This is a genomic window from Aporhodopirellula rubra (genome assembly GCF_014192335.1).
Classification (GTDB): Bacteria; Planctomycetota; Planctomycetia; order Pirellulales; family Pirellulaceae; genus Rhodopirellula; species Rhodopirellula rubra.
On sequence record NZ_JACHXU010000007.1, the window covers coordinates 164,422 to 185,589 of the forward strand.

A 21,168-nucleotide genomic window follows, 5' to 3' on the forward strand; every position below is an offset into this window, starting at 1 on the left:
GTGGCACCTTGACCGCCGATCAAATGCGTGTCACCTCGGGCGGCGCGTTTTCGACCGGCTCGCTTACCGCTGGATCGATCACTGTTTCCGGTGGGGATCTGCAATTGTTGAGCGAAACTGACGTCAATCATCTGGACGTCACCGGTGGTAGTTTAGATGCCGACGGCCTTTTGCAGGTGGATCAGACGTTCAATTTCACAGGGGGCACGTTGTGGGGCGACGCGGGGATCGAACTGGCCGGCACCGTCATCGGCACGATGTCCGGAAGCAACTACAACGAATACAGTTCGACGATCGCGACAACACTGACCAACCATGGCACGCTCACTTGGGATAGCGAGTACGCCGTGAACCTGGGGGCCAGGATCGATACGACTGGCAACTACAGCTACGAATACTTCGGTGGCACGCTGCTCAATCACGGGACTTTGGAATTGACCAGTGATGCTCGGCTCAATGATCTGTCCAGTGAATTCGACTACGACACCGACCAAGAGGTTTCCTTGAGTCTGCTGGACAACCGAGGCACCATCATCAAAACGGGCGTTGACAGTTCCAGCTTCACGGTCAGTGAATTCAACACGCCGATCAACAGTTCCGGCGACTTCCAAATACTCGATGGAAACCTGGAGATTTCCGGAGTCGGCACTGTCTCGGGGGACATCTATCTGGCAACCGGAAGTGAATTGGAGTTGAGCCCCGCCAGCAGTAGCTATGAACCATCTAGCGATCCGGACCTGACGTTTACTTCAACCGCAGCCATCACTGGCCAGGGAATCGTTGAGGCGTCTAGCGGCAACATACTCTTTCAAGGTTCCTTGGACGCAGCTCAGCTAGACGTGACCGGAGCAGACTTGGACGTTACTGAATCCGTCTTCATTGATGTCGTGCGGGTTCAATCTGGATCGATACAAATCAGCGGTAACGTGAACAGTCTCGAGTTAACCGGTGGTGAACTGTCTGGTGTATCGGATTTGACGATCGGCCAGTCGCTCCTTTGGTCGGGTGGCAAGATGGACGGGGTCGGCAGCACAATCTTGGCCACCAGTGCCACAGGGATGCTTACCGGCAACTCGACCAAGATTTTGGATCGCGAGTTCCGCAATCAAGGTCATGTTGAATGGACCGGCGGTGACTTCCAATTGGATGATGAGTTCGACCAATACAACTACGTATACGACGAGGAAGACGATGCAGACTCAATCCGGTTTGTGAATCTTTTTGGAGCCGTATTTGATATCATCGCCACACGCCGGATTGTGTCGGGGGCTCAAGTCGAATACGACCCGTTAACGGGTACAGATCGCGCACCACAGCCGCCCATTATCGAGAACCATGGGTTGGTCGTAAACAACGTGCAGGGCGAACTGTATGTCCAGTCCGTTTTTGAAAACTACGGGGTTTTCGATCTCGGATTGGCCAACCCTCAGTCCAGTCCCAGTGGGGATTTGACCAGCAATCAGACTTTCCTCTACGGCGGTTTGGTCACTCATCCTGATTCAGAAACCATTTTCCGATTCGGTGCGTCCAGTCATGGTGATCGTTACTCGCGAATCATGTTGGACAGTGATGACAACTTCAACTTTGCCTCCTTGATGCTGCAAGGCAATGTCAGTTTGGAAGCAGAAGACGGTACAACGCTCGATGGAATCGACTCGCTCACGCTGATCGAAAATTATGCCGATTCCTTCACCAACCAAATCGCAGGTGAATTCGTCGATCTTCCCCAAGGGGAACCATTGATCCTAGGCGGCAATCTCTACTATGCCTTCTACAACTCCGACGTTCTTGGTGGCTTGGGTGATGGTAATGACCTGGAATTGATTAGCGATTCGACGATCAACTTCGGCGCAGACACCGTCGGTGACACTCGAAACACCGCCCAACCTTTGAATGTCGTAACCGGTGAAACAACAGCGTTTGCCGCGCGAATCGGCGATGGTGTCTACGGTCGAAACGATGTCGACATGTTCTCGGCTACCCTGACCCGTGGTCAACGAATCATTGTGGATGTGCAAACACCGATCAGCCAGCTCGATGCCGAAATTCGTGTCTTTGACCCTAACGGGGATTCGGTCGCGACAACGACCGTCTTTGACGGATCATCCGGCGACAAGGTTTCTTTCAATGTCACCTTGGATGGGCTGTATTTCATCGGGATCTCGGGGCGTGCCAATGATGATTATGATCTCGACGTAATCAATAGCGGTTCCGGCGGCAACTCGATTGGCACGTTTGAACTGAACATCACCGCCGAAGATCCCACGGCCGATACGGTGGGTGATTCCATCCAAGCCGCTCGACGCTTGACTGTTGCCCCCGGTACCACCACCACGTTCGATGCCCGCATCGGTGACGGGTTCTTGGCTGGAAACGATGTGGACGTGTTCTGGACCGAACTGTTGCCCGGCCAAGTGCTGACCGCCACGGTCGCCACGCCGGGAAGCAACCTGGATGCCACCTTGCGGCTGTTCCAAGAAGATGGAACCGAGTTGGCCATCGATCAGGGCAGCGGTCCCAATGGCAATCCGCAGATCAGCTACACCGTGGTGCACCACGGGCGATACTACATCGGAGTCAGTAGCAGCCCCAACGACGAATACAATCCGCTAACAATCGACAGCGGCTCGCCAGGAACAACGCTCGACACATTTACGATTCAGCTCGATGCCACCGAGGTTCCACTGGTCGGCGAGGCTGACTTGCACGCGAGATTGGATCTGTCGGAGCCTCTTTCACCAACCGGAAACCCTATTGATTTCGGCAACACGGTATTTGGCTCGCCCCGCCGTCGTGCTTTCTATGTACACAACTCCAGCGACTATTTCCTACGCGTGCAATCCATCGACGTTCCCGATGGCTACCGAATCATCGGATCGCAGTCCAACGTGCTGGTCCATCCGCAATCGACCGTCGGCTTTGTCATCGAACTCGAAGCATTCAGCTTGGGTGACATTTCGGGCGATGTGATCGTTCGCAGCAGTGACCTCGACGAACCGGTCCTGAGCTTCCCAATTACTGGCTTTGTCGCTCAAGCAGACTTGGATGCACAAAACGACACGTTCACAGGCATCGTCGCTTCCGAATCAACGCGGCTGACACCGTTGACCAATGACGACGGAGTCTTCCCCACGATCGTCGACGTCAGTGGCCATCCAGGGGTGAGCATTGCCGATGATGGCACGACTCTATTATTCCAAACCGATCCTGGATTCGGGCAAGCTGTCTTGACCTACACGATCAGTGATGGATTTTCGCAAGACACCGCCGAAATCACGCTCCAAGAAAACTTGGCCCCTGTCGCGGTCGATGACCACATCACCCATGTCATCGAAGGTGGCACTCACGATCTGTCTGTGATCGAAAATGACGCGGATATCGATGGCGACTCGCTCAGTATTGTTGCGGTTTCCGCACCCACTGCGGGGTCGGTGGTCAACATGGGTACGTATTTGGTTTACACGGCAGGTGAAGGCTTTAGTGGGGACAACCTGACCTATACGATCCAAGATGCCGCCGGCAATCAAGCGACCGCGACCGTCAACTTGTCGCCTCCTGCCCAACCCAGCGGTGTGGCGACGATCGATTTCGATCGGCTAACCGATGTGACCACCAGCGTCGATTCTCGCTATCTTCGCACCTCGTTTGTGGACCAGTCCCGCGAATTGCATGCTGAGCTGTTGCTAGAGAACGTCGGCACCTTTGGCATTCGCGGCCCCATTCTGATGGGCGTGCGGAACATCGACCGACCGGATGTGCTTCCGCTGGACGTCGACGGTTTCACCCCCAATGGCATGCCTTACTATGACGTCACCGAATACCTCACCGACGATCAGTTCGATCTTTTCTCGCCTGGCGAAGTTTCATCGGAGCGTTTCGACTTGGCGTTCGACGTGCCTTCGCGTGATCCTTTCACGTACGACTTGGTGTTCCTGGCGTTCTTGAACGAAGCACCCGTTTTTGAAACGACACCGGTTACCAGTGTCCGTCCCGGGGCCACCTACGTTTACGATTCGGGTGCCGTCGACCCCGACTCGGATCCGGTCACCTATCGCTTGGCCGCGGGCCCCGCCGGTATGCAGTTGTTCGCAACCAGTGGCTTGATTCAATGGACGACCACGGGGGCGGACATTGGAAATCACAGCGTCGTGATTGAGGCCACCGATCCTTACGGCGCGACAGCCCAACAAGTCTTTACGATCTCGGTGGAAGATTCCGGCAATCGTCCGCCCCTGTTCACCTCGACGCCCGTTGCGGACGCTCATGTTGGTGAAGTTTATGTCTATGACGTCGATGCAATCGATCCCGATGGCGACGTGGTCCAGTACACACTGATCGATGGGCCCGAAGGACTCGAAATGCTTCCCGATGAGCGAGGAGTGTTGCGTTGGGATCCGCCCTCATCACTCGGTGGCCAAGTCGTTACGGCAACTGTGCTCGCCGAAGACGCAATGGGTGGCCAGGCGGTTCAAACGTTTGACATCTATGTACACCCGGACCCGCTGAACTTACCTCCGGTCATCATCACTGAGCCCGATCTCGAGCACGTAGTTGCCGCGTTCCCTGGTCAAAGTGTTGGCGATGTCAATCCCGATGCCATCCACCTAGAACTTGGCCCTGGGCAATCGATCGACATTCCGGTGGTTCTGGGAACTCAGGGCGACGAGGCACCTAGCACGCTTCCTGGGTTGGTTCCCGACCAATTGGTCGTTCGCAATACCGATGACGCGATCGAATTGCTTGATGCCTTGTTGGCGACTGGCAACGAAGGCATTGTCGTTACGGACGTCAACTTGGCCGGCCAGTTCCGCGGCCCAGAAGCCAACCCGACTCATCTGTCCAGCGGTATCTTCCTGAACGACACCGACATCTACGGACTTTCCCCGTACGGGATCGTGCTCAGTAGCGGCAACGCGGAAGATTACGGCCAAGGGCCGGACAGCACCGGTTCGACAAGCACATCTTTCGGCACCGTCGCAACCCCCGAACAAGCCGACATCCTGCGGCCTATCAGCGGGAACTACACCTTTTACGATGTCACCCAATTCGACGTTACGTTTGAGTTGGATCCTGAATTCGATGCGATCAGTTTTGAGGTCGTCTTCGGCAGTGAAGAATTTCCCGAGTGGGTCAATTCGTCTTACATCGATGGCTTCGGTCTGTTGGTCAACGGTCGCAATGTCGCGTTTGCCAACGATGAAGCAGTCAACATCAATCACCCCGACTTCCGGACCGCACCGGGAACCGAGCTGGATGGCGTCATCATTGCCCATACCACCTCGGCGCCCGGAACCAGCGTCGATGCCGAACACGCCACCCAAGCGGTCATGCAATTCGTGGTCCCAATTACCCCCGGCTCCGAAACCAACACGGTTACCTTCATTACTTCCGACGCCAGTGATGGAATCTACGACACGACCGCCTACATCTCGGGATTGACCGGTGCCCTTGCCAATCCGGTCGAACTGGATGCCAACGCTGATCTGGCGGGCAAGCCATTTGTCAATCAAACCGGTGTCGTCACCGGAGTCTTGCCGGGTGCCAATGCTTACTTCGACAACACGATCTCGTCTCCTGATGGGACCGGCGATGCGTTCAATATCTTGATCACCGATGCGAATGACGGTGCCTTGGAAGGTTCGATTCCCGTCACGCTGAACACCGGTTATTTCTACCCAGTTCGCGCCATCGATCCCGACGGCGACGCGATCACCTATGCACTGGTCGATGGCCCCGAAGGAGCCAGTATCGATCCCGAATCGGCCTTGGTTTCGTGGGTACCGCCCGCACCTGGGGACTACGATTTCACCATCCGCGTCGATGACGGACGTGGTGGCGTCGACACTCAAGCATTCACGGTGACGGTTTCTGACAGCGCTGATTTGACCAACAACGGCCCCACGCTTCAGGACATCGACGATGTCGTCGCCGATGTGAACCGACCGATCGCGATCCAAGCGGTCGGTGACGACATCGACGGAGATGCGCTGAAATATTACCTGTCGGGCGCGCCCGAAGGATTAGGGATTGATACCGACACCGGGCTGATCACTTGGACGCCCTCGTTGGAACAATCCGGACTCACTGATCATCCGGTCACCGTCTCGGTTTTGGATCGACGCGGCGGAGTCGCCTCGGTCGATTTCAATGTGACGGTCAACGATTTCTCCGTTTTGATCAACAACGCCCCCGTGATCACTTCCGCGCCGGTGACCAGTGTGGCTGCGGGTTCGGAGTATCGGTATGACGTCGATGCAATCGATCCCGATTTCGATCCGGTTAGCTACGGCTTGGTCTTTGGGCCGACGGGAATGGCAATCGATTCGACCACCGGAGAATTGGTTTGGAATCCCACCCGCGAAGCGATCGGGACTCACAATGTCTATGTCACGGTCGAAGATTCCCGTGGTGGCGACGATTACCAAATCTTCCAATTGACCGTTGCCGCCGAAAACCAACCGCCAGTGTTCACATCGCTGCCCTCGATCGCTGCGGTGCCTAGTGAAGCTTGGACATACACTCCCACCGCCACCGACCCCGATGGTGACGCGGTATCCTACCGCCTGCTCAGCGGTCCGCTCGGCATGCAATTTGACGGGCCCGCACTGAGCTACACGCCGGATAGCCATGTGGCGTCTTTCCGATTCACGATCGAAGCCGACGATGGTTTGGGAGGCACCGCCCAACAGACCGTCGAGGTCTTCGTCCAACAAAACGCGCCACCCGAAATCACGTCACAGCCCGAAGGAACCTGGTTCGTCGGCGACACGTTTGTTTACGACGTGGTGACCTCCGATGCCGATGGCGATACCGTCACGTTGTCGCTCGACGACAGTTCGCTCGCTCGTGGAGTCCAGGTTCAGGGGCATCAAATCACTTGGCCACTGACCGCCGATGGTGAATTCGAGATCGCCGTGACGGCCAGCGATGGCCAGGGCGGCACGGCCCAGCAAATCGTGACGCTGCCGGTCTACCAACAGGTCGTCGATAGCCTTCCTCCCGAATTCACTTCAACCCCTTCAGGACCCATCTATACGGGAACTCCGTGGCATTACGATTTCGCTGCGACCGATCCCGATGGGGATGATTCACAGATCACTTACGCCTTGGTGGCGCCGGTCGCCGGCGCAGCAGGGGTTCAGCTCACGGGACAACGTTTGACGTGGACCGCCGATTCGCCAACCGCGCTCGAGTTCACGATTCGAGCGACCGACGAAGCAGGAGTCTCGACCGATCAAACCTTCACCGCACGTGCGATCGCCAACCGAATCGGCAGCCCCCCGGTGATTCATAGTGTGCCGGTCGGGCCCGCAGTTCGCGGCACGGCGTATACCTATCAAGTGGACGCGACCGATGCCGATGGGGACACCCTCCGCTACGCCGTCACCGATGCCTCGGGAACCCTGATCGATGGACTGAGCATCGACTCCGACACCGGTCTACTGACCTACGCCACCGGAAGTGTTTCATCAGTCACGATGCACATCACCGTCAGCGATGTCGATGCCCAAGGCAATGTGCTTGATGGATCCACCGTTCAAGTATTCACGTTGCCAATCGTGGATCCCCCCGGATCGATCCCACGAATCACCTCGACACCCGTGGGCCCGGCGATCACGGGTCAACCATGGCAATACACCGTCACGACGACCGACATCGATGATGATTCGATCACCTACGCCTTGGAATCATTCTCCAGCAACACGGGCTCGGCAACTCCCGTCTTTAGCGGCGACACGTTGACCTGGACTCCCTCGGCCGATGACGTGGAATTGACAGTGACGGTCTCGGCATCGGACGTCGACGGCACACGCACACAAACCTTCACCATTGCGTCCGTTCCACCAATCGACACCGGTAACGGAAACGCCGCCCCGGTATTCACCAGCACCCCGCGTGGTCCTGTCTTGGTGGGCCAACAGTGGACCTACTTTGCACGGGCAAACGACCCCGATGGCGACGCGGTCACCTACTCCCTCCCCTCTCCCGACTCGGGTCTTGCGACACCGGAAGGCATGACGATCGACGCGGCAACCGGTCGATTGCAGTGGACGCCCGACGCTACCGGTGATTACCCGATCACCATCACAGCGTCGGACAGCTTGGGCGCCGCCACGCCCCAAACCTTCACGCTCAGCGTGGACGTGTCCAACGTGGCCCCCGAGATCACCTCCAACCCCGAAGGCCCCATCACAGTCGGACGTCAGTGGTCCTACACCTTGACCGCGACGGATGCCAATGATGCCCCCGAGTCACTTACGTTTGCCATGTTGCAACCCACCGCCAACGGTGATCTGGTGTTCGACGCAACGACGGCGACGGTGACCTGGACACCCGCGGACACCTCGCCGGTGAACTTTGTCTTTGCGGTCACCGATCCACAGGGCGCTTCGTCAACCCAATCGTTTACCGTCACTCCGGGAACGGCGACGGGCGCCCCGAACCGCGCGCCGATCATCACCAGCGTGCCGACCGGTCCAGCCGTCCTTGGCGAAACGTTTGAATACCAAGTCGTCGCCACCGACCAGGACGGCGATGACTTAACGTACACTCTCAATCCATCGGTACCCGGGGCAACCTTGAATGCAGACGGCCTGTTGCAATTCACCGTCGCATCGCTGGCCCCACAGCCCTTCGTGATCGAAGTCTCCGACGGCAACGGGGGCCTGGCGACCCAGGCGTTTACGCTTGAGGTCCGAGACAGCAACGATTTGAATCTGCCACCTCGTTTCATCACGTCGCCCGTCGGGCCCGCGATCGTTGGCGAACAATGGACGTACACCCCCGATGGACAGGATCCCGAAAACGATGACTTGACCATCCTCTTTACCGAGACCTCTTCGCTCGGATCCGTTTGGACAGGCACGCAGATTCAGTGGCAACCGGCTTCTGCCAACGATGTGCTCACCGGTGATGTCACGATCACCGATAGTGCTGGCAATGTCGTCACCCAATCCATTTCCATTTCGGCCATCGATCAACCCACCAACGATCCCGGCAATAGTCGGCCACGATTCGTGACCACTCCCCAAGGCGGCGCGGTCGTCGGGTTGAGTTGGTCCTATGACGCCCTTGCCGTTGACGATGACATTAACGATGTCATCACCTACTCGTTGGACGACGCAGCCCGTGCGGGTGGCTTTGCCGTTGATCGCAACAGTGGATTTGTGACTTGGACACCGACTAGCGATGGATCGGCAACGTTCACGATCACCGCCGATGATGGGCGGGGCGGCATCGATCAACAAATCGTTTCGGTCCCGGTCGCCAACCCCAACGCGGCTCCTCGTTTTACCAGCACCCCCACGGGTCCGGCTGTGTTGGGCACCGCATGGACTTACGCGTTCAACGCGACCGACGCCAACGACCCCGACACCAGTTTGGTTTACGAATTGGTGTCCCCGAGTGCCGATGCGAACGTGGTCTTCGATCCAGTGGGCCGCACCTTGAATTGGAACGCGCCGGCTCCCGATTTGGATCAAAGCTTTACGATCCGCGCCACCGACCCGCAGGGTGCGTCGATCACCCAGCAGTTCACTATCCGGAGCGTTGCCAACTCCGATGCGGTCAACAGTCGTCCGGTCTTCACCAGCATCCCCGTCACGACGGTGCGTCTGGGTGAAGCGTATCGCTACGACGCGGATGCCTTCGATGCCGACGGCGACAACGTCATCTTTGGATTGGCGTCCGCTCCGATTGGCATGACCATCGATGCCCAATCGGGCCAGATCGTTTGGACCCCACCGGCGATCGGTAGCTACGACGTCGTCGTGAGCGCTTCGGACGGCAATGGACCAGCGACCCTCGACGGGTTCACCATCACCGTCACACCGCCGGTGACGACCAACGATCCTCCGGAAATCACCAGCACCCCATCGGCCCGTGCCGTTCGCGATACCAGCTGGCAATACGCAGCCACCGCGATCGACCCCAATGGCGATGTGATCACCTGGCGAATCGATACCTCGTCGGTTCCGGCCAATGCCATCGGCGACTTGCAAGTCGACTCGTCGACCGGGCTGTTAACGTGGACACCAACCGTTGCCGGCAGCTTCACGTTTGACCTGTTCGCCGCGGACGACCAGGGCGCCGAAACCGGTCAACGGATCACCCTGCCGGTACTCGAAAACGCACCACCTCGATTCGAATCGGCGCCCGTCCTCAGCGTCGCCCAAGATTCGCCGTACGTTTACGATTCTCTGGCCGTTGATCCCAACCTGGATGACGTGCTGACCTATTCGCTTGATGCGGATTCGCTCGCCCGAGGCTTGGAAGTCAACGCTGAATCGGGCGTGGTCACTTGGGCCGCCAATCTCACCGGCACGCCGGGACTGTATCCGGTCACCTTAACGGTGGCGGATGACGATGGTGCCACCGATACCCAATCCTTTGACCTGCGTGTCGTGGCCCCCGCCGCGCCGAACCAGCCGCCCCAAATCGCCAGCACACTGTCTGGCAATGTCCAAATCGGCCAACGATTAATTCACGATGTGATGGCGTCGGATCCCGACGGGGATGCGTTGACGCTCTCGTTGATTGATGCACCGGCAGGAATGACCATCGCACAGACGGGGTTGTTGGACTGGACACCCGCCGCTTCGCAAAACGATCAATCCTTTACGTTCACCGTTCGCGCCGATGACGGACGCGGCGGTGTGACCGACAAACCGTTCGCTTTGACGGTCGTCTCCGAAAACACCAATTCGGCGCCCCTGTTCACGAGCCAACCGAACACAGCGGCCGTTGCGATTGGCTTGTACCAATACCAGGCGACGGCGATCGATCCCGATGGCGACACACTGCGTTACACGGTGTCCACCGGTCCGGAGGGAATCATCGTCAATCCACAAACCGGACTCGTCCAGTGGATTCCCACGACCGCACAAATCGGTGATCACGATATTCAGTTGTCCGTTGCCGATCCACGCGGCGGAGTCGACACGCAGTCCTTCACTATCACGGTCGGTGGCGCCAATCGACCGCCCGCGATCACGTCCTCACCGGGCACCAACGTGGTCGTCGGTCAAACCTACACTTATCCCGTCATCGCGACCGATCCGGACAACCACACGCTGACCTACTCGCTTGGCGAACCGGCCACCAACGCGGATAACAACGGATCGATCTCGATCGATCCCGACACAGGGGTTCTGTCGTGGACGCCAACGTCTCTCGGCTCGCACTACATTCAAATCGAAGTTCGTGACCAATTCGGCCTTGGCACCGCACAAACCTTCACCGTCGAGGTGGTCAACGAATCGACCGGTGGCGGTGGAGGCACGGGGTCGGTCAACCGTGCCCCCTTCTTCGTCGACGGCGACGTCACCTACATCGCCCGGCAAGGTTCACCCTACTCGGCTACTTTGGCCGCCCAAGATCCCGACGTCGCTGATACCCTGGTCTTTGAATTGGCAAACGGTCCCAGCGGTGCCACCATCGACACCTCCACGGGCGAATTGGTTTGGAACGTGCCCGCCGATCAACCCCTTGGCCAGGTGAACTTCACCCTCCAAGTCGCCGATCGCCCGGTCGGTGACCCGGACCGTGAAACGGCGGAGTTCAATTACGGCGTGTTCGTGAACCCCGCTAACGTGGCCCCATGGGCACGCGATATCGACGACCAAACGATCATCGCTGGCAACGAACTGGCCGTCGATGTGTGGGCCTTCGACGCCAACGGCGACACGATCACCTACACCATCGACCAAGCCTCCCAAGACCTCGGGATTACGATCGATCCGCTTGGCCGGATCCGTTGGCAAACGACCGCCGACGACGTCATGCCCGACGGGCACCAGGTCCTGGTGCAAATCAGCGACGGCTTTGAAGCCGACGGTGGCATCTCGGATCAAAAAGGATTCACCGTCCGTGTGCTTGCCGACGATACCGGTCCGGCGGTCAGCCTTTCGGCGTCTGCAGGTCAAGTCGACCTGGGCACCTTCGTCGACGTGCGACTGCTTGCCATCGACGATGTCGAGGTCACCTCTCGAACACTCACCCTGGCATCGACAACTGACCCGCAAGGCAACACGATCCAACTGGACCAGCCGCTGAGCATCAACGACCAAGGCTACGCTCGCGTCGAAGGATCCCTGTTAACCCTCGGCACACTCACCTTCCTCGGCACCGCCCGCGATGCCGCCGGCAACGAATCCACTTCGGCCCCACTGACCGTTCAGGTCATTGACCCCGACGACAACGAGGGCCCCCGTGTCGATCTGTTGCCGATTGACGGTAACCTCGAACACGTCGCCGATCTCGTTGGCACCGTGCTGGACGACACGGTCAACGTGAACTGGGAATTGACCCTGTCGCCGCTGGACAGCGAACGCGGCGATTGGACCAGCGTGATTGCCTCGGGCAACGGTCAAGTCACGACCGCCGAGCGACTTGGACAGATCGATGCCACGAGTCTGCGCAACGGATCTTACCTCGTCACACTGACGGCGACCGACGCGGGAGGCAACACAGCAACCGATAGCGAACCGGTCAACATTGACAGCGAATTGAAGTTAGGTAACTTCAGTCTGTCCTTCACCGACCTGAGCATCCCGGTATCGGGCATCCCGATCACGGTCACGCGCACCTATGACACGCTCGAAGCGGACGTCTCAGGTGATTTCGGCTATGGTTGGGATCTTGACTTCAACATGCCCACGATGACCGTGGTGCGTGGATCGACCGGCGCGACGAACTTCTCCGGCTATGCCTCGTTCGTCAACGGCACCCGCGTGCTGGTCACCACCCCCGAGGGGAACCAGGAAGGTTTCACGTTCGCCTGGGTGCAAGCCGGTGACGGGCTGGGTGGTATTGGGCTGTCCCGTACCTACCGACCTTCGTTCACCCCCGATCCAGGCAATGAGTACACGCTGATTCCGCCGGGACAGGACGTAGCCTTCCGCCGATTGACCGTCGACGGGCCCTACCAAGACGACTCGGGGCGACTGTACTCGGCGCAAGATCCGTACTTCGGCGGCGTCTATCAGCTCAAGCAATCCGATCCACGTGGACGCCAGTTGGATTATGACATTTTGGTTGGGGATCGTGGCACCGTCGAAATGACCGCCCATCGGGTCAAGGATAAGTACGGCAACGCATTCGAACTGCAGCCCGACGGCATCTTCGGCCAACAGGTCGCCGAGGACGGGACCATCACCGCTGCGACCCGCAATGTCTCCTTCGTGCGTGATTGGCAAGGGCGGATCACTCAGATTATCGATCCACGTGGCGGCGAGCTGAACTATCGCTACGACTCGCTCGGACGCCTGACCGAATTCCATGATCGACGCGCCAGCGAACGGTTGAACGATTCGGTCGAGGGCAACGAATTCGAACCGACCCGTTTCGTCTACGACATCGAAGAATCGATCCGGCGAAACGAACTCGCCCTCGGCACCCCGATTGAAGACGAAGCATTGCAAGTCGTCATTTCGCAGTTGCCCGGCGCCGACAACTATCTGTCGCAAATCATCGACCCACTGGGCGTTGATGCCCTACTGGCGAATTACGGCCGCGATGGTCGTCTCGGTGGGCTCGTCGATGCCGAGGGTAACCCGTCGCAATTGGAATATGAAATCGGTCCCGACGGAGCGACCGTTTCCAGTGAGACGACCGAAATGAATCAAACCCAATCCGCGTTCGATCGATTCAATCGATTGATTCGCGAAACCTCCGCGTCCGGGCAAGTCACGATTTACACCTACCTGAGCGACGCCGAAAACGACGACTACCCCTATCAAACGATTCAAGTGATCGGCGCCGAAGACGGCCCCGAGGCTTGGGCCGACACCAGCATCGGTGACGATCGCGTCACGACGCGTTTGTATCATCAAGAATTCGACGGCGCGGTCACCCAGGAAACGGACGCGGACGGCAACACCGTTCTGACCGCCTACAACACGTGGGGCTACAACAAGGGGACTCCCAGCACCGTCTACAACTTGTCCGACGGCACCTCGACGGATTACCACTGGTTCGACTTGACCGGCAACGGCCAACTGGAACTGGTCACCCAAACCGACTCCTACGGCAACACCACGCAGTACGGTTACGACACGTTCGGCAACGTCAGTCAATTGACTCAAATCAACGAGTTTGTCGGAAGCTCCACCACGACTGGCTTCACCTACGACACCTTCGGCGACCTCGTCGAAGTGATCGATCAAGACGGCAACGTTCGTGGTATCTCCTACAACGAAAACGGCGACCAAACCGGCACCTTGTTCTACCATTATCCCACTGACCAACGGCCTCCCGTAGTGGACGAGGCGACGAGTCCCTCCACACAAGGCTACACGGCCGCCGACTTCCCAATTACGCGCACCAAACTCCGCACCGAAAACGAGATCAACTTCGCCGGAGACGTCACCGGCTCACGCACCTACGTGACCGAGCAAACCCTGGATCCCGCCACGCTCACCTACATCGACGGCGAGACGACGGTACGCAACGAATCCGGCACCGTCGAATTCGACGCGATCGGTCGCGCTTTCCGCACCACCGACGAAAACGGGCGCACGTCCGAGACGATCTTCGACGCTCGCGGGCTCGCCATCGAAACCCGCAGTGAATCACCCACCGAAAACGGCAGCGGTACCTGGCTGATCAGCCGTACCGTCTATGACACCGAAGGACGGGCAGTCTATTCAACTGGTTCATTCCCCGAAGACGTCTTCACGAATTCGCCGGACCAGATCACTGGCACGTACTCAATCTACGACGGCAAGATCCCCGTCACGTTCGATCTCGACGGAAATGGCACCATTGAAGCCGACGAAACATTCGGCGGCGCGGGCACCGGTCGCATGCTAGCCAGCGTCCAACTGCTCGGCCTGGACATCGACCTCGTAGGACAGGCTGCCAGCCTGTCATCGGCACTCACATCCGCCGGTTCTGTCGTCAGTTTCTCGCGCAGTTTCTACGACGACAACGACCGCGTCATCGAAACCGAAAACGACTACGGCCTCCGCAGTCAAACACTCTACGACGACAACAGTCGCGTGATCGAGAGCCGTAGCGAAGTCGTCGCCAGTGACGGTACCCGATCCTGGATGGTCTCCCGCACGATCTACGACACCGAAGGCAAGGTCACCGCCTCGACCGATCGCTTCCTGGTCCCCGGCGACACGCCATTGGGCGAAGACCCCGCATCGGGCCCCGTCATCACCCAGATCACCCAAACCATCTACGACGATCGCGACCGAAGCATCGCCACCGAACGCTACATCCAAGCCATCGTCGCCCCCGCGAGCGGCGAGGCGCTAGCCACCGGTGCCCCTCACCCCGGTTTCGAAATCACCAACCCCGGTACGCTCGAATCCGTCAGCGAAACGCTCTACGACGAAGCCAGCCGCGTCTTCCGCACCATCTCGGGCCGGATTCCCGTCGAGGAGGTCGCCACGCAAGACATCGCGGCGGCCCAATCGCTGTATGCGACCTACGGCAGTGACACCGACCGCTACGCCGATTTGAATTTAAGCTCCGGCGTGATCAGTGACACTCTGTTCGATGATCGTGGTCGCCAGATCGCGAGCCTGGGTCATCCACTGCCCGCCGAAGAAGTCGGCATGGGGGATGCCTATCCCGGGCTGTTGATACGTCACCGCAGTGAAACCGAATACAACGGTCTGGGCCAAGCCTTCCTCTCTCGTGGCGGACTGGCTCAAGTCGAAAACCCGGATGGCACTCTGGTCGCGATCGTGGACGATCAGTCGATCGACATGCAATCAACTTTTGACGCGTTCGGAAACGTCGTTCGAGTGGACTACGTGACCGGTGGCACGATCAGTGGCGGCACAAGCCGGGTTGGTGGGATCAGCCAAACGAGCACGCGCACCGGCGGCGTGAGCGAAACGTTCACGCAAACCCGCTTCGACGACGAAAACCGTCCGATCGCCGAAATGCAGCAAACTTCTGCCGACATCAATGCTGTTTGGGATGAGACGCTTGATTCCTTCGTCATCGACGGCACGTCCACCACCATCCCCACCAAACTCTATCACTACGATAGCGACGATCAACTCGAAGGCGTTTCGCTTGGTTACGTCGACCCTCAAGACTCAAGTCTCAGGCCTCGCTACTCGTACAGTTACGACGAACGCGGCAACCAAACCTCGTCCATCGACCCGCTCGGTCGAGAAACCCGTTTCACCTTCACCGACCGAGGCCAACAGGCGACACGCACATTACCGCTCGGTCAAAACTTCACCCTCCCTCTGGGAGGATCGAGCGACAGCGAGGGGAGGGCGGGCATGGAAAACGCGTTCACCGAAGCATTCTTCTACGACGACCGAGGCCGCCAATCCCACCACACCTCCTTCGAAGGCATCGTCACCGAGAATGTCTACGACGATTATGGTAGAATGTCAGCGATGAACTACTACGCCAGCAAAGCCGACTTCGACGCGGGCCTTGTCTCCGAGCGGGACGAGTACACCTTCGACGCCTACGGCAGACGGGCCGGCTGGACTCGCTACACAGTAAGTGAGCCGACGGCGCTAGCCGCGGGTGACAGTGCCGCAGACGACACCAACTTCACCGCATCCCGCACCGAAGTGATGGGCTACGACAACCGAAGCCGTCTGCTCTTCGAGACCTCTCCCGAAGGCGTGTTGTCATACGGTTACGACTCCGCCGGGCGAATGACGCACACGGCGATCAACGCCGATCCGGCCGTAGTGGATTTTGTCAACGATCCCTACAGCTACCTACCCGCCGACGCAACCACCGCCGAACGCGTCACCCTCTACGGTTACGACATCCTCGGTCGCCTCGTCAGCGTTACCGAAGACGCCACCCCCGGCGACGGTACCGACGAGGCACAAACCGAAACCACCTACGGTTTCGATTTGCAAGGTCGCCAGCGATCGATGCAGACGTTCACGGGCAACAACACCGTGCCGACCCCATCGATCCTAACCGTCATGCGTTACGACTCACTCGGCCGCCTCGACGTGATGACGGACTTCACCCTCCCTCCGGGAGGGTCGAGCGTTAGCGAGGGGAGGGTCACTGCCTCGTACGATTACGAAGTCCGCGCCGACGGCCGCCGCACCAGTTCCACCGAAACGTTCTGGATCGACGAGAACGAAGACGGTGAGCTAACCGCTAACGAGCTAAAAGCTAACAGCTATTCTTGGACTTATGATGGCCTGAACCGTCTCACCGACGAAGTCATCGACCACTGGGACGACGCCTTCGACCAAACCGAGTCATTCGAATACGACCTCACCGGCAACCGGACATCCAAGACGCTCGACAAAGGCAACGACGGCACAGTCGATGAGTCCGTCGACTATCGCTACGACGCCAACGACCGCCTCTTCGCCGAACTCTCTAACGATCTCACGGCCACGGACGCCGACGCCACCACGATTTACGGCTACGACCATACCCAACAAACCGCCAAAACGGTCTACGCCGATCTCCTCGACGATTCCACGATCGAAGCCCTCATCGCGGGCGACACCCTCACCTCGCCACTCGTCACTCGCAGCTCGCAACTCTTCACCTACAACCTCCAAGGGAGAATGAGCGAAGCGGTCATCGACAAGTACAACACCGATGGCACGCTCGAATCACGCGAACGTTCTAGCTACGAATACGACATGCGCTCATTCCGAGTGGGCAAGGTCCTCGAAAAATGGAACGAAGCGACAAGCAGTTTCGATCTCGCTTCGAGCACCTCGTATCTCGCGTCTCACCGCAACCACACGGGTTACGCGCAAACGCTACGCGAAATGGTCAAAGACGCAGACGGCAACGTCATCAAGACAACCGACTACACCATCGGCAGCGACGAGATCGCGCAAACAGTCACCGAGAACGGAGAGACCACCACGCTCGTTTACGGCCACGATGGCCACGGCAGTGTGCGAGTTCTCTACGACCTATCCGAATCGGCAGCCAACCTAATCGAACAGATCGCCACGTACTCCGCCTACGGCGTGATGATCGCGATGCATTCCGGAAACGGAATCGCGTCACCAATCACCGAGTTCATGTCCACGCTGACCTACTCAGGTGAAGCCTGGGACAACACCCTCAACAAAGGCTACAACCGAGCCCGTTGGTACGACGCCTCGTCCGGCCAGTGGAACCGTCTCGATCCATTCGTAGGCAACATCCAAGATCCGCAGAGCCTGCACAAATACGCCTACGTGCATGGGGATCCGATAGGAGGCATTGATCCGAGCGGATTGGTCAAAGTTAAGCCATGGGTAACGCGTTGGATTACACGTATAGGGCTGAGCGCAGCTTACTACATTCTGTTCGGATGGCTGGCAGAATACACGATCGCGCAGCAGTACCTTCTCAATCGTGGTAGGGGGCTGGAGGACGTTAAGCTTGGCGTTCCATTAGGTCGCAACAACGACCCGGATTTGCCGCCTGGTGGCAACACAGATCAGTTCAGACGAAACAAGCCGGATATCGTCGACAAAGGGCACCGAACCTACTACGAGATCAAGTCGGGAAGCCCGTTCGGAATAGCGAAGGGCTTAAAACAGCTGAAACGGTACGATGATGCTGTTGCCGCTCGTTGGCCAGGCCAGAACTACAAACGCGGAACGTGGGCACCAAGCCCAATGATGCTTTGGCTGAAGGCACCAATTTGGATATCGGGTGATACCGACTTGCCAATCAATATTGAGTTGCCAACAATGATACTAACCTACCGTCATTCGCCGGGTCTGGTAGTTTATGATCCGTACACACTGATGACTCAGTCACTTGTATGGGGCTATGCTACCGAAAAGATAGTGACGAAAGCTATCACAAAGATTATCACTCGAATGGGAGGTCCCCGGACTGGAAGTTCTCAAGGTATTCAAGAAGTCGTCGACGAGATCTTCACGACGACCGGGCCATCAGGCGGATCACCTGTTCGACTACCGAACCTACCTGGCTCCTCACCCACATCACCGACAGGGACGCCAGTCCATTTTTCGGGGATGTCATTCTCCTTCACTTTCTCCGTCGGAGGGTTCTCGTTTTAAATCAAAATAGCATGATCAAATTCAGCCATAAAAAGACCTACATACTTCCGGGTTATGTACCAACAGCGCTTTGGAATGAAGAAGCATTAGAGAATCAAGAAATTGAATTCCAACATGGTATTCATTCTGGCGGCATCTTCTACCGCGATGTGACTGCTGAATCTGAAGACGAAGACTTAGATTTATTCGTCATCAATCAACTCTGGCGGGATGCAATATTCGAATGTAGGGTCGGCCCAACAGATTTTGCCAACAAGATGTCCACTTTACTCAGAAAGTCTGCTATCTCGCTCGAACCTCCAAGGGTTCCTAAAATTGCAGAAAGGTACGGTTATACCACCACAAAGTTTCGCCGCCCGACCTGTTTCGTGACACCGGAATCCGTCGATGGATTAAAAGACGAAATGTTTCTTGCGATTGCACCGAGAGCAAAGAAACAGCGATTCGGCGCCTCCCAATTTTTGCTGGAACAATTGGGTGCGTTCGCCATAACTTGTGTACCAGTCGAAGCGTTACCGTCAATTTGCGTGCGTGAACTGCCTTGGTTGACGGAAGGTCGTTCGAACTGGGTATTTTTCTCACTTCATTTCAAAATGGAAACTCCCAGTGAGATTTTGCTGAGCTGCTTGATTCACTGTATTGAAGCGATTGATTCGCTTCACCAGAAAATTTCCGTCGCTCATGTCTTCGCTGATTTTGAGGGAAATCCAAGAGTGCGTGAGTTTTGGACTTCGCCACCGGCATAATGGTCGCAGGAGAAATCAAAGGAGAAACGCGTCGCGTGGGGTCAGGCTCGGGATTCGGGATTCAGTGTCAATCACCGATCACGAAGTGAACGGGCGAGGACCAAGAAAAGGTGGGCGAGATCAAATGGGACGGGAAGACAAGGGTGTCAGGTACCGAATTGGCAGCATAGGCAAGACAGCGTTACCCAGTTATCTTCAACGCAGATTGACGTGATGACCTCCAGGGAGCGAAGAGAATGGGTCGACCGAAGCGTGCTGATGAGGCCGGTTGCATTTACCACATGCTCAACCGCGCCAATCGGCGAGACAAACTGTTCTTCAAGGACCAGGATTACGAAGCATTTGAACGTGTTCTCGGCGAAGCGGTCGCACGTCACAAGATTGACCTTTTTAGCTATTGCGTCATGCCCAATCACTGGCATCTTGTTGCAGCTCCACGTCTCGGCGGCGAGATGTCCCGGTTCGCCCAGTGGCTCACGTTGACTCACACGCAGCGGCATAACGCTCACTACGATACGGTTGGCTACGGGCACCTCTACCAAGGCCGATATAAATCCTTTCCGGTGCAGAATGACGAGCATTTTTTGACGGTTTGCCGATACGTCGAACGCAATGCCTACGCCGCCGAGTTGTGCGAAACGCCCGATGCATGGCGATTCGGAAGCTTGCACCGCTGGAAGCACGGCACGGCGAAGGAAAAGTCTTTGCTCTCGAAGTGGCCCATTGCCCGCCATCGGGACTGGATCCGATGCGTTACCATGGCATTGAGCGACAAGGATACCAAGCGATTGCATTGGTCGAAAACACGCGGCTGTCCGTTCGGCGAGGAAACCTGGGTCGAGTCAGTCGCTAGACGTTTCGATCTCGAGATGACGATGAGGCCACGAGGTCGGCCACGGAAGTTTCCGAGCACGCACAAAACCACCTAACCTGCCAATTCGGTACCTGACACCTTTCTTGCCAATCCTGAAAGATCGATCGGCTGAGTGTCACGCATGCCATCCATCCCCTGCCGCCTGCCAGGGGTGATTAGACGCCGGGACCAATAAACGCCCCGCTCACGACGCACGCGTTTCGCTGCTTTTGCTAGGGAGCAGCCACAATTGCTCGCGATGTTGTTTCCATAGCGACGATTGCCGACTCCGAATCGAGATCCTTTTTGAGTTCGGGGTGAGCGGTGAGGTACGCGGTCACTTCATCTTCGCTGGCGACGGGACCGCCCCCGTCACCACAGCCACAAATCAGCGAACTGAAAAGTACAACAGTGGATAACGGAATCAGTCGCGATCGTAGACTTGAAAAAGGTTTCATCAATTTGTTCACAGAGGAGACACGGAAAAAGAAAAACGAGATCAGTTGAGACAAAAATCTCAACACTGATAACTCATCCAACGACGCACTTTTGCCGAATCGCGTGCAACACGGCA

Annotated in this window: 4 protein-coding genes; 3 read left to right on the top strand and 1 reads right to left on the bottom strand. The window is 57.5% G+C overall.

The features are described from left to right. Window positions 1-107: 107 nt before the first annotated feature. The 3 genes from FHS27_RS11770 to FHS27_RS11780 all read left to right on the top strand — a co-directional run bounded on the left by FHS27_RS11770 (window position 108) and on the right by FHS27_RS11780 (window position 20,670). Window positions 108-18,995, top strand: coding sequence for a putative Ig domain-containing protein (locus FHS27_RS11770; RefSeq protein WP_221225038.1), 18,888 nt, complete (start codon window positions 108-110; stop codon window positions 18,993-18,995). 11 nt (window positions 18,996-19,006) lie between these two features. After that, window positions 19,007-19,741 (top strand): hypothetical protein, encoded by a 735-nt coding sequence (locus FHS27_RS11775; RefSeq protein ID WP_184305138.1) that lies wholly within the window; start codon window positions 19,007-19,009, stop codon window positions 19,739-19,741. Window positions 19,742-19,977: 236 nt separating this feature from the next. Then, window positions 19,978-20,670, top strand: coding sequence for a transposase (locus FHS27_RS11780; protein WP_184305139.1), 693 nt, complete (start codon window positions 19,978-19,980; stop codon window positions 20,668-20,670). Between the two features lie 157 nt (window positions 20,671-20,827). Here the strand turns inward: FHS27_RS11780 and FHS27_RS11785 are convergent, their stop codons facing one another. Beyond that, window positions 20,828-21,052 carry a hypothetical protein gene (locus tag FHS27_RS11785; RefSeq protein WP_144058639.1) on the bottom strand — a complete coding sequence of 75 codons (225 nt, stop codon included), beginning with the start codon at window positions 21,050-21,052 and terminating at the stop codon, window positions 20,828-20,830. Window positions 21,053-21,168 lie beyond the last annotated feature (116 nt).